The sequence below is a fragment of the Phenylobacterium sp. genome, assembly GCF_030693805.1.
Taxonomy (GTDB): domain Bacteria; phylum Pseudomonadota; class Alphaproteobacteria; order Caulobacterales; family Caulobacteraceae; genus Phenylobacterium.
This window is the reverse complement of sequence record NZ_JAUXZW010000136.1, coordinates 1-11,424: the sequence shown is the minus strand read 5'-3', so window position 1 is coordinate 11,424 and position 11,424 is coordinate 1. Positions and strand designations below refer to the sequence as shown.

Annotated in this window: 10 protein-coding genes and 1 pseudogene; 6 read left to right on the top strand and 5 right to left on the bottom strand. The window is 60.8% G+C overall.

The window, feature by feature from the left end:
* Positions 1 to 119: pseudogene (locus Q8M88_RS06150) on the top strand (IS5/IS1182 family transposase); the annotation flags it as partial.
* Between the two features lie 147 nt (positions 120 to 266).
* On the opposite strand, the gene Q8M88_RS06145 reads toward Q8M88_RS06150, so the two are convergent.
* The 3 genes from Q8M88_RS06145 to Q8M88_RS06135 form a co-directional block, all read right to left on the bottom strand.
* Positions 267 to 716: a universal stress protein gene (locus Q8M88_RS06145; RefSeq protein ID WP_305595437.1), complete on the bottom strand. Its 450-nt coding sequence runs from the start codon at positions 714 to 716 to the stop codon at positions 267 to 269.
* 226 nt (positions 717 to 942) lie between these two features.
* Positions 943 to 1,326, bottom strand: a complete 384-nt coding sequence (locus Q8M88_RS06140) for a GreA/GreB family elongation factor (protein WP_305595435.1) — start codon at positions 1,324 to 1,326, stop codon at positions 943 to 945.
* A gap of 348 nt (positions 1,327 to 1,674) precedes the next feature.
* Entirely contained in the window at positions 1,675 to 1,875 is a 201-nt protein-coding gene (locus Q8M88_RS06135) for a hypothetical protein (protein ID WP_305595433.1), read from the bottom strand.
* A 633-nt stretch (positions 1,876 to 2,508) separates the two neighbouring features.
* Here Q8M88_RS06135 and Q8M88_RS06130 point away from each other — a divergent pair.
* From Q8M88_RS06130 to Q8M88_RS06115, 4 genes are all read left to right on the top strand, one after another.
* Positions 2,509 to 2,931, top strand: a complete 423-nt coding sequence (locus tag Q8M88_RS06130) for a GreA/GreB family elongation factor (protein WP_305595431.1) — start codon at positions 2,509 to 2,511, stop codon at positions 2,929 to 2,931.
* Positions 2,932 to 3,167: 236 nt separating this feature from the next.
* Positions 3,168 to 4,658: a catalase gene (locus tag Q8M88_RS06125; protein WP_305595429.1), complete on the top strand. Its 1,491-nt coding sequence runs from the start codon at positions 3,168 to 3,170 to the stop codon at positions 4,656 to 4,658.
* A 196-nt stretch (positions 4,659 to 4,854) separates the two neighbouring features.
* Entirely contained in the window at positions 4,855 to 5,277 is a 423-nt protein-coding gene (locus tag Q8M88_RS06120; RefSeq protein ID WP_305595427.1) for a DUF2231 domain-containing protein, read from the top strand.
* The gene (locus tag Q8M88_RS06115; RefSeq protein WP_305595425.1) at positions 5,274 to 6,632 is read left to right on the top strand and encodes a sorbosone dehydrogenase family protein; all 1,359 of its coding nucleotides are present in this window, start codon (positions 5,274 to 5,276) and stop codon (positions 6,630 to 6,632) included. Before Q8M88_RS06120 ends, Q8M88_RS06115 begins: the two co-directional genes overlap by 4 nt.
* A 326-nt stretch (positions 6,633 to 6,958) precedes the next feature.
* On the opposite strand, the gene Q8M88_RS06110 is transcribed toward Q8M88_RS06115, so the two are convergent.
* The gene (locus tag Q8M88_RS06110; RefSeq protein ID WP_305595423.1) at positions 6,959 to 8,665 is read right to left on the bottom strand and encodes a hypothetical protein; all 1,707 of its coding nucleotides are present in this window, start codon (positions 8,663 to 8,665) and stop codon (positions 6,959 to 6,961) included.
* Between the two features lie 146 nt (positions 8,666 to 8,811).
* Complete coding sequence (locus Q8M88_RS06105) at positions 8,812 to 9,711, bottom strand: universal stress protein (RefSeq protein ID WP_305595421.1); 900 nt, start codon at positions 9,709 to 9,711, stop codon at positions 8,812 to 8,814.
* 252 nt (positions 9,712 to 9,963) lie between these two features.
* On the opposite strand from Q8M88_RS06105, the gene Q8M88_RS06100 reads away from it, so the two are divergent.
* A partial coding sequence (locus Q8M88_RS06100; protein WP_305595419.1) for a proton-conducting transporter membrane subunit occupies positions 9,964 to 11,424 on the top strand: 1,461 nt, incomplete at its 3' end.

Here is an 11,424-nt window from a genome sequence, read left to right as displayed (position 1 = left end):
GCTGGATGACCCGCTGGCGCCGTCTGGTCCGCGACTACGAGGCCCGGATCGACGTCTCGCAGGCCATGATCCTCGTCGCCATGGGCGGAAACCTGCTACGCCGGACCACCCACCCGTGAGTTTCCAAACGGACTCTAAGGGTGGGACGTAATTGCTGCAAGAATCCCATGGCGACAGAGGCGCAATGCCCCTGAAACCCATCGTAGGGAATTCCCTGGTGATTTCTCTCGAGCTTGGGGTTAATTGATCCAAGCCACCATCTCGATTTAACGCACCACAAGGACCGGGACAGGGCTGTGCGCGAGGACTTCCGAAGTCTTGCTGCCAAGTATGAGGCGGTTCAAGCCGCGACGACCGTGCGACGCCATGGCAATAAGGCTGCAATCGCGTGACTTCGCGGCTTCGACAATGGCCTCAGCAGGTTGAGCGTCCGACACATGCAGTGTCTCAGCGGAGACACCCAACTTGTCGGCAGACTGTTTAGCAGCGGCTAATATGGCCACTGCTTCCTCTTTCTGCCGGTCTGCGTAAGCTTCCAGTCCGCCGACACTCCTAGCATAAGCGAGACCCGTAGGATCGTAATAAACCCGGACCGGTTCGGTTACGGTGATGATGGTGACCCGAGCGCCAAGGGCCTTAGCTAGCGAAAGGCCGTGATCCAGACCCTTCTGCGCCACTTCCGACCCGTCGGTGGAAATCAGGATGTGCATATACATAGCAGTTCCCCTTTGGATTGGTCGATCGCACGGCTATCCAGTTCGAAGGGTCGCCGGGACGTAGTCAAGCTATGATTTGATCCGCATGGGCCCTACTGGATGCCCGCCTGTGTGCATTGCCCGCCCAGGGGAACGCCCATTCTGTTTGTAAGTCGATCGTGCATGGGGCTTCGCCCGAGATGATGCCATTGTTTCGAGTGCTACAAAGCGAGGCGGGAGTGTTTGACTAGAAAGCGGCGCCGCGGCCCTCCCTCAAACCTTCGTCTTGGACCATCAGAATCCGCAGATGACGCATCCGAGCGTCGCCGGCGACGTACTCGAGAACCTGCCCCACGGCTGCGCCGATGAGGGCGGCGCCAACCGGGGTGAGCACCGATAGCCGCATTTCGTCGAGATTGGCGTCCTCAGGGAGGCATAGTGTCAGGCGGCGCGTCGCTCCGCTGTCGAGATCTTCAAAAGCCACGGTGGATCCTAGCTTTACGAAGATGCGTGTGCTGCGGTCTGACGCGATAATAGCGCGCGCCAGTTCGCTGAGAAGTAACTGGCCAATCGCCGTGTGTTTTAAGGCGTCGGCACGGGGGCTAAGTTGTTCGTAGTCGTTACGCGTCATATAAACGACGGGCCGACGAGAGGGTGTGGGAATACGAAGCATTATTGACTCGTGAATTCTGCGCGTGATTGCAAAAAAAATTGACGAACTAAACTCTGACAAACAATCGTCGATCGTCGATGCAATCACGTGAGTGACGGCACGAATTCATGCGTTGATGAAAAGTTGTCGAGTAATAGCAAGATGGCGCACCCATTATCGCGGCGGGCGGCGCGCGCATCTTAAGAACGTCATGGAGCGGTATTCGTAAGTTACCGACTCACTTGTCGAAGAAGCCGATTAATCGTCGCGTAGCATCGGACGCTGTGGTGTCTCATCCCGCGGCGATCGTTCCTGTGTGGCGCTCGCTTAACGCCTGTAGGGAGCCGATGCGCGATCGCCGATGAGCAGCCCAGCTGCACCCTTCTCGCCGCGCGCCTGCAAGGTCCGGGCGGCGTTTTGCAACGCGGGCGCTCTTCCGGGCTCGGCATGGATCACGCCTCGCAACGCTTCAAAAGCAACTTCGAGGTCGTGAAGTCGGGCCTGGTGGTCCCAGAGACTCAGTGACATGGGAACTTCCTCTTTGCGACTCCCCGCTCACGCATAAGCGGCGCCTTTCCGGCGTTGCTGTAGGCGATCAGGTGAGACGAGTATTGATGATTAGATGCAGGCCGTAATCAGCCTGACGGGCCCCGAACCATGTTCGGACTGAACTAGGCTCGGGGAGTGCCGCCCTTGACGAGCCGGCAGGCGTGGCAGAGGCAACGCAATTGAGGAGGCGAAGTTCGCATGGCATTAAGATGGGCTGTTACGCTAGGAAGTCAACACAGCTTCGATCGCAGTCGCTAGGCGTTGACTTCGCAAACCCCCTCGGCCATCCTGAGTGCGTCATGTGCAGAAGTTACCCCCAGGCTTTCGAGCTAAAATATACGCGCAACAACGCCGCACCGGCGTAGCCTCGAACTCCATCCGGTTAGCACCGTGAGTTCGAGGCGACCGATCCCTTATCTTCAACCTTAGCGGAATAGACACTGCGCGGGCTACGGCGCGGGTGATGACATTTGTGTCGCCCGGGCAACGGTTCGCGTCTGTGTACGAAAGGGGCTGTTTGGATCGCACGAGTCTGACGTTGTGCGCAGGAGACGATCCGGCTGCGCCGCTTTGGCAAACGCTTCCCCTTCCTGGTTCACTCGGAGACCGACCTTGGCGCCCCTGAATGACACGATGTTTGCTCGACCACCTGCCTACATCAGAAGCGCAGATATGCCGTTGCTGCGGAGTATAGCTGAAGTCGCGCGAGATATGATCCCAGAGCCAACACTCTTTCTGGAAGAAATTAATCGACTCACTGTGACCTCTGATCTTGACCAAGATGACTTCGTTCGTCTTGGAACCGTCGTGCTTTACAAGGATTTGAAAACCAAACGCCAACGTTGCGTCCGCGTCGTTGGGCCGGGTGGTGAAAATGCCGACGATAATGAAGTCTCTTTGCTCAGTCCAATTGGCAGCGCGCTCTTCGGATTGACCGCTGGTTCGATCTTTCGATGGTCGGGCTTGGATGGGCAGTTGAGAGCTATAAAAGTCTTGCAAATAGTCGACGGCTCGGGGAGATCAACAGTCAGATAATGGCATGTAAAAACATTGACAAAGAATACTAAAGTAATTCACCTGCCGGATATGCTCCCCAGGCGGACTTAAAAGCGAAGTCACGACGCATTTTACGAACCAAGAAGCGCGTGCAGTGGGCGTCTTGGTATCGGGGTTGCGCAGTGAAGATGGACACGTGCCGGAAAAGGGAAGAGCATCTTAATGCCGCGATGAATTCCGGCGCGGTCAGGGCATTGCTGCGCGAGGAATGAACCATGTCCGAGTCGAGCACACCTAAGTCGACCATGAGCACGGGCGCGCCAGCGCCAAGCGATCGCAGCTCCCTAACGATTGGCGCGAACGGTCCGATCGTGCTCCATGATGTGCACTTCCTCGAGCAAATGGCTCACTTCAATCGGGAAAAGGTTCCCGAGCGCCAGCCGCATGCCAAGGGCTCTGGCGCGTTCGGCGTGCTGGAAATTACTGAGGATGTGTCGGCTTACACCAAGGCAGCGCTGTTCCAGCCTGGAGCAATGACTGAGATGCTCGCTCGGTTCTCCACAGTCGCTGGAGAGCAAGGAAGTCCTGACACCTGGCGCGACGTGCGAGGCTTTTCTCTAAAATTCTACACCAGCGAAGGCAATTACGACCTTGTTGGCAATAACACGCCTGTCTTCTTCGTGCGCGACCCGATGAAGTTCCCTCACTTCATTCGCAGCCAGAAGCGGCTCGCCGACTCTGGCCTGCGCGACAATCACATGCAGTGGGACTTCTGGACCAACAACCCCGAAACCGCCCACCAGGTGACCTACCTCATGGGCGTTCGCGGCTTGCCGCGCACTTGGCGTCACATGAACGGTTACGGCTCGCACACCTATATGTGGGTCAACGCCGCAGGCGAGAAGTTCTGGGTCAAATACCACTTCCACACCCGTCAGGGCATGGCGTTCTTCGACAATGCCGAAGCCTCGGCCATGTCCGGCGCCGACGCCGACTTCCATCGCCGCGACCTGTTCGAAGCCATCGCTCGCGGTGAACACCCGAGCTGGAAACTGTCGGTTCAGGTCATGCCCTATACGCAGGCGAAGGCTTATCGGTTCAACCCCTTCGACCTGACCAAGACCTGGTCGCACAGGGACTACCCGCTGATCCCCGTCGGCACGATGACCCTGAACCGCAACCCCGACAACTTCTTCGCCCAGATTGAGCAGGCGGCCTTCTCGCCGGGCAATACGGTGCCGGGCATCGGGTTGTCGCCGGACAAGATGCTGCTTGGCCGGGCGTTCGCCTACAACGACGCCCAGCGAAATCGTATCGGCACGAACTTCCACCAGTTGCCGGTCAACCAACCCAAAGTGGCCGTCAACACCTATCAGTTCGACGGTCAAATGACCTATGCGCACAGCGGGAGCGCACCAACCTATGCGCCGAACAGCGCCGGCCGCCCTTGGGCGGACGAGACCGGGCCGATCACCGACGGCTGGGAAGCTGACGGAGACATGGTTCGCAGCGCCTACACCCTTCACACCGATGACGATGATTTTACCCAACCTGGAATTTTGGTCCGCGAAGTGTTTGACGATGCGCAGCGCGCCGCCCTCGTCGACCAGGTGGCTGGCAGCCTTCTTGGAGGCGTGCGGCAGCCGGTGTTGGAGCGGGCTTTCGACTATTGGAAGGCGATCGACGCCGAAGTCGGACAGCTCATCGAGCAGAAGGTGAGGAGCGGCAGCGGCGGCAAGCCTGCTGAGGGAATGGGCGAGGGCTGACGCAGGAACGAGAAGACGAGAATGAAGAGGCAGCTCTTGAGCGGGGCTGACCAGCGACGTGTGGCCGTCCGTTCCGCCAATCAGTTCCTACGGGAAATTGCAGGACTCAGGCGACTCTTCTTCGATTCACAAGGAATATTTAGGCGACACCATGAGAGTCGCAGGTGCAGCAAGGACACTTACAAGGAGCCGTCCGGTGACCAACCAACTTCCTCGTCAAGGGTTGCACCCGTTGCACGCCATTCTGCTCGCGTTTCCGGTGGCGCTTTTCGCTGCGGCTCTGTTCTCTGACAGTGCCTACTTCAACACCGCTCAGATTCAGTGGGCGAACTTTGCGTCGTGGCTGATCGCCGGCGGTCTGTTCGTCGGCGCCTTTGCAGTGTTGTGGGCGTTGATCGAAATGGCACTAAGCGCGAAGAGATCCGCGCGCGGCTCCGTTGTCTACCTCGTCACGCTGCTCGCCATGTGGTTGGTGGGATTCATCAATGCCTTGGTTCACGCAAAAGACGCGTGGGCGGCGATGCCTACCGGTCTCTACCTCTCCGCTTTGATGACGGTCTTGGCTTTGGTGGCCGCCTGGGCAGCCCACTCCGGATTGCGCGCTGGAGATGCGCCATGAGGCTGTCAGTGTTGCCGATCTGCGGCGCGATGGTGCTGGCTTTAGCGGCCTGCGAAAAAGCACCGCCGTCGGATCAATTTGGCGCCAACCCACATCTTCCGGCCCCAAAGCGCGGCCTGTTGCCGAGCATGGTGATTTCCTTGCCCGTGGCTTGGGGCGATGCGCGGCCGACGGTGCCCGAGGGTTACCAGATCACGCCGATCGCAACTGATCTGAAAATTCCACGGCAGATTCTCCTCTTGCCCAACGGAGACGTTCTGGTGGCTGAAGGGTCGGGAGGGGCTGCTCCGGTCTTGAAGCCGAAAGACCTCATTGCCGGTTTTATCAAGAAACGCGGCAAGAGTTCAGTGAAGGGCGGGAATCAGCTGACGCTGTTGCGCGACGCCGACGGGGATGGCGTTTACGAAGTACGTGGCGTCTTTGCCGAGGAGCTTAACGCGCCCTATGGCTTGGCCTTGGTTGGCGAGGCCCTTTACGTCGCCAACCAGGACGCATTGGTGCGTTTCGATTACCGCGTCGGGCAGATTCGCGCGAGCGGGCCGCCGACCCTTGTCGCTGAACTACCCGCGGCGCTCAACCATCATTGGACTAAGGCGTTGACCGCCAGCGCGGACGGTCGCTCCCTCTACGTGGGCATCGGATCCAACAGCAACATCACCGAGCGCGGCATGGAGGCCGAAGTCGATCGTGCCCGGGTCTGGCAGGTCGATGCGCAAACCGGCGCGCACAAGCCCTACGCTACTGGCCTGCGCAATCCGACGGCCTTGGCGATTGATCCCGCATCGGGCCGGTTGTGGGTAGCCGTGAACGAACGGGATGAGATTGGCCCCGACCTTGTCCCCGACTATATTACCGCCGTTCGCGAGGAAGGCTTCTACGGCTGGCCCTACAGCTACTGGGGCCAAAACGTCGACCCTAGGGCGCGGCCGCAGAATCCGCAGAAGGTCGCCGTGGCCATCCGCCCAGACTACAGCCTCGGATCGCATGTGGCGGCGCTCGGGCTGTCATTCTCAACGCTCGCGATGGGCGGTGCGTTCGCCGAGGGTGTGTTCGTCGGCGAACACGGAAGCTGGAATCGCAACCCGCCTGTCGGCTACAAGGTCGTGTTCGTGCCGTTCCGACAGGGGGCGCCGGCTGGCGATCCGATCGACTTCGTATCCGGATTTCTCGGTGCCGATGGCAAGGCTCGTGGCCGCCCCGTCGGTGTAACGGTCGATCCACGAGGAGCCCTGCTGGTCGCCGACGACCTATCGAATACCGTTTGGCGCATCGTTCCAAACCGGGCGCCGTCCTCGGCCGCAACGACTGCGGCCGCCGCACCCCATGCGCCGGTCCCGACGACCGCGTCGCGTTGAGCGCCCGATTGCAGCAGGGGGTATCGCGAGAAGAACGGTCGCTATGATGAGATTGTTGCAGCAACCTCACGTTCTGATTGGGCTTCGTATACCGCTATTTGAAGTTCTTGTGGTAATTTTCACCACAACGCGAATACAGTCTCATCTTCGGAGACATGGATATCTTCGTCTGTCTCAAGGAACAGATGGGCTGGGCTCCTACCAGACTGCTCCTGGGGTTCGTGGAAAAGAACGGCCGCTACTCGGCAAGGAACCGCTCGCCGACGACGTGGCAGTGGTCATTCACCGCACGCCCGGCGCCCGTGCCCATCATCAAGACCGGACGACTACAATCCGAACGCTTTCATGCAGGCGTCGAGCAGACCCTCGAGGCCGTGGCGGCGCGCCCCGTCACCGCGCGCGGTTCGCGGGGCCTCCTCCACAATCAATAAGCCATTTCCTATCGCGACTCGATCCTTAAGGAGGGGCTCGCGTCCAAAGAAGTAAGGCCAGAAGGTCTCAGTGCGCGTCACCGAATAGGCCAGGTCCGTGGAAAAGCCGACAAGCTGGTTCTGGGCCAGGACACGACCTTGCTGAGCCCGCTCCACACGGACGCCGCGGCCGCCCTGGATCACAAGCCGGGCCGGCCCATGGAAGACAAGATAGCGCAACTGCAGGGTCAGCCAGGCGGTGAGCGACAGAACCCGCCAGTGGCTGCTGATGCGCAGGCGGCGCCCAATGGGCTTAGCAATCGCAGCAAGGCCGCGCGGCTGCAGCACGAGGCCGGCGCCATCCGGCAAGCTCAGCACCGTCAATTCCGCGAAAGGATCGCGCACCGCCGATACCGTGGTCAGCTCACCGGCGCCGTGGACGCGCGTGAGGAAGGTCAGCCCGGCAGCCAGACTAGTGATGGGATGGCGCCAGTCGAGCAGCCACTGGGTAGCCTTAGCTCCGGAGGCGCTTGTAGTTTGCAAATAGCCTTGTCGCACAAGCAGCTCTTCTCCCGGGTCGAGCCGAACCCCGACGGAGGTGCTCGACGCGTCGACGGGCGGTATCGTCTGGGAGACACCGGTCGTCTGAAAGCGGATCGCGGGACTTCGCACCACTGTGGGGGCGATGACCCAGTAGCAGATCAGTCGAATGAGGTAGGGGACGGCGACAATCAAGACTAAGGCCAAGGCGGCTTGCTTGAGGACAGCCCCAAGTCGGATCTGTTCTGCCCACAGCGACGCGCGCGCCCGCCACGATCCTTCCGCCTGGGTACGCTCCCTGGCAATCTGCTGGTCCAGGTCGCTCGTCCGAGGCTCAATCTGTTGATCTGCCCAACCCTGCACCTGCGGATAGCTTTGCCTAGCAGCGACAAGCCGCCGATTAACGCCCTCGGCCGCCGCAAGCCGTTGACGGTAAATGATGGCCCTTCCGCACAGCTGCCGCTTGGTCGCCTGCAAGGCCCGGAGCCGCTCGCGATCATAGTACTGGAAGGTCACGACAACCTCCCAGCGCTGTTGGAAGGCGGCCAAGGTGTTCGTCGCAGTGACGCAGGCGGCTTGGTCGGTGGCGGCGTGCTGGCGCACGCCTGAGACTTCCGTGGGGACCCTTGTTGTCTGTGCTAGCCAATCCCTGGCGTTGCGCAGCGCAGATAACTCGCCCTCCCGAGACTGGATTTCCACCTCCAGGCGGCCGTCCGAGAGGAGGGCCCGCGTGTCGGCGTCCGCCAGGCTCTTCGCCTTTTCCAGTGCGGTGCGACGACGTTTCTCCAAAGCGGCCTTCGCCGCGGCCGCCGCCGGAATGGCCTCATCGAGTTCGCTTACACCTTTGCTCTGCGCGGACACAGCGACCGTTGCCAGACGCTCGCGCGCTGCGCCTCGGACGGCCTCCAGCTCATCCTTTACCCGCTCCAATTGCGCGGCACGCTCAAGATAGGCGGCCGGCTTGGTCCACTCGGACCGTATCCAGGGCAGAACGAATGCGGCGGCCAGGATGGCCAGGACGATCGTCAGATAGAGGATCGACTTCCTCGCCAGCCAACCAAGGATTGTCGCAATCGCCGCCATCAACCTCCCATAACACGAAGATGAACGCTCTCCCGCGAGCCTAGCGCTCGCCACTCTGCATCCGCCAGGAGACCTGGGACGGCTGACACACCGGAATTATCGGGAGCGGCCGAAAAGCAGGCGTGACCGAGGGGCCCGACTTCTCCCTACGACGTCTCGGCGTCCCGCTGCGCCCTGACGACAAGGACGTCGGACGGCACCGCTTCGACGATGCGCGGGCCCTTGCCGCCAATCATGGCGTGGAAAATCCGGCTTCGTTCGTAAGCACCGATCACCGTGAGGTCCGCGCCCTGTTCCATGATGTAGGTGCTCAGCATCACTTCTGGTGGGCCATGCTCAACAAGGGTTGTTAGCCGAGCCCGCGCGCCATCGGGTAGCTGTGCCCCATCCGTGAATTCACGGAGGGTGGCGTCCTCCATCGCTCCAAAATCGCGCGCCAGCTGAGTGTCCATCATGAGCGCCCGATAGGGCATCTCGAAAGCGTTCATGACGGCGACGTGCGCCTCTGGGAAGTACGCAGCTGCCGTTTCCAGCCCGAACCGGGCTTCAGGCGTGAAATCGGCGCCAACAAGCATATGTCCATACGGTCCGCGCGGCCGCTTTTTGACCACCAGGACGGAGATAGGCGCCCGCCGAAATAGTTCGTCGATGGTCTTGCCGAGGGGCGGCCAACCCAGACTTCGGTAGCGGCCCAATCCAACGACCGCTAGATCACACTTCTCGCGAGCAATTGCGTCGAGGATTACCTTAATCGCCGGCCCTTCTTCGACATGGATCCGCAGGCGTGGACAATTTTCGCGGACGTCGTCGCGAATCTGCGCCTCGACTAGGGCGATGCTGTTGGGCGGTCGCCGCCACGATGGAAGGCCTTGATGCTCCGGCGAGGTCAGACCATCGCCTTCTAGCGCATGGACGATCAGTAGTTCGGCATCCCATTGATTGCTCAGCTGGATGGCACGGTCCAGAGCGCGATCGCCGCGTCCGCTCAGATCCGTCGCCAACAAGATGCGTTTTGGCTGGGTGTTAGGCAAGTTTTCCTCGACCAAGATGTCACCTCTGGAGGGCGCGCAGATATTTGCCACGAGAGCCTGAACCGGCAACCTTAACGCCCGCGATCTCAAATCCAAGTCAGGTCAGAGTGATAGTCTAGCTTAGCTAGCCGGTCCGGCTTGTCGTGCATTGAAGTAGGCTGTCATCAAGCGATCCACTGCGGCGCTTGATCCAGTGGGTGGTTTGTTGAGGATGGGTGCTCTGTGGCCTGGGTGGCTGCTGCCGCCATTCGGAGGATGCGGGCGCGCATGAGCGGGGCTCAGATCTTGCTTGTTCTGATACTGGCCACACCTTTCGTGGCCAGTCTGGTGGCGGCTTGCCTGCGTCCGCTTGCCCGGAATCTCGCAGCTTCGCTTGCGACGGCGGCGACCTTGCTGATGCTGGGCTGCACTCTGGCCCTTTATCCGTGGGTGTCGGACGGCGGCGTACTGCACCTGTCGGCGCCCTGGGCGCCAGACCTAGGGTTGACCTTCGGCCTTCGCCTTGATGGGTTTTCTTGGATATTCTTGATCCTAATTGCCGGTATTGGCCTGCTGGTCAGCATTTACGCCCGCTACTACATGTCCGCCGCCGATCCAGTGCCGCGCTTCTTCTCTCTGCTCTTAGCCTTTGCTGGTGCGATGGTAGGGATCGTCCTATCGTCCAACGTCGTACAGCTGGTGGTCTTCTGGGAGACGACCAGCATCCTGTCGTTTCTGCTGATCGGCTATTGGCACTATGGCGCCGCGGCACGAGAGGGCGCCCGTATGGCGTTGACGGTGACGTCAGTCGGGGGCCTTTGCCTGCTAGTCGGCCTCTTGATGATCGCGAACGTCGCCGGCAGCTTCGAGCTCGATGCTATTCTCGCCGCCGGCCCGCAGATCCGCGCGAGCCCTGGATATGTCCCGGCGCTGCTCCTGATCCTGATGGGGGCGTTCACCAAAAGCGCCCAGTTCCCCTTTCATTTCTGGCTGCCCAACGCCATGGCGGCGCCCACGCCCGTCTCCGCCTACCTCCATTCGGCGACCATGGTGAAGGCTGGCGTATTCCTGCTGGTGCGCTTCTGGCCGGTGCTCTCAGGCACCGAGACGTGGTTCTGGGTGGTCGGGGCGACGGGCTTAATGACGGTGACGCTCGGGGCTTTCCTCGCAATCTTCCAACAGGACATGAAGGGCGTCCTGGCCTACTCGACGATCAGCCACCTGGGCCTGATCACCTTCCTCCTGGGCCTCAGCAGTCCTTTGGCATGCGTCGCGGCCATCTTCCACATCGTCAATCACGCGGTCTTCAAAGCCTCGCTCTTCATGGCGGCGGGAGCGGTCGATCATGAGGTGGGAACGCGGGATCTTCGGAAGCTCGGCGGACTTGCGCGCATCATGCCGGTCACCGCAGCGTTGGCGACGGTCTCCGCCGCCGCCATGGCGGGCGCGCCTCTGTTGAATGGCTTCCTCTCCAAAGAGATGTTCTTCGAGGCGGCGCTGGTCGCGCGGACAGGAAGCCGCTGGGATATCCTTCCACCTCTCATTGTGGTGGCGGCGAGCCTGTGTTCGGTCCTCTACTCGCTACGCTTCCTGGGCGGAGTCTTCTTTGGCAAGGCGCCAGCGACCTTTCCGCACCCGTTCAAGGAGCCGCCCTTGTGGATGGTGACGCCGATCGGGCTGCTCGCGCTGATCTGCCTCCTCGTCGGCCTTTTCCCCTCTCAGACGATCGAGCCCTATCTGCGCACAGCC

Excerpts from the sequence above, each read along its gene's own strand:
- Q8M88_RS06145 (WP_305595437.1), bottom strand. The coding sequence starts at position 716 with ATGTATATGCACATCCTGATTTCCACCGACGGGTCGGAAGTGGCGCAG.
- Q8M88_RS06140 (WP_305595435.1), bottom strand. The coding sequence starts at position 1,326 with ATGACGCGTAACGACTACGAACAACTTAGCCCCCGTGCCGACGCCTTA.
- Q8M88_RS06135 (WP_305595433.1), bottom strand. The coding sequence starts at position 1,875 with ATGTCACTGAGTCTCTGGGACCACCAGGCCCGACTTCACGACCTCGAA.
- Q8M88_RS06125 (WP_305595429.1), top strand. The coding sequence starts at position 3,168 with ATGTCCGAGTCGAGCACACCTAAGTCGACCATGAGCACGGGCGCGCCA.
- Q8M88_RS06115 (WP_305595425.1), top strand. The coding sequence starts at position 5,274 with ATGAGGCTGTCAGTGTTGCCGATCTGCGGCGCGATGGTGCTGGCTTTA.
- Q8M88_RS06110 (WP_305595423.1), bottom strand. The coding sequence starts at position 8,665 with ATGGCGGCGATTGCGACAATCCTTGGTTGGCTGGCGAGGAAGTCGATC.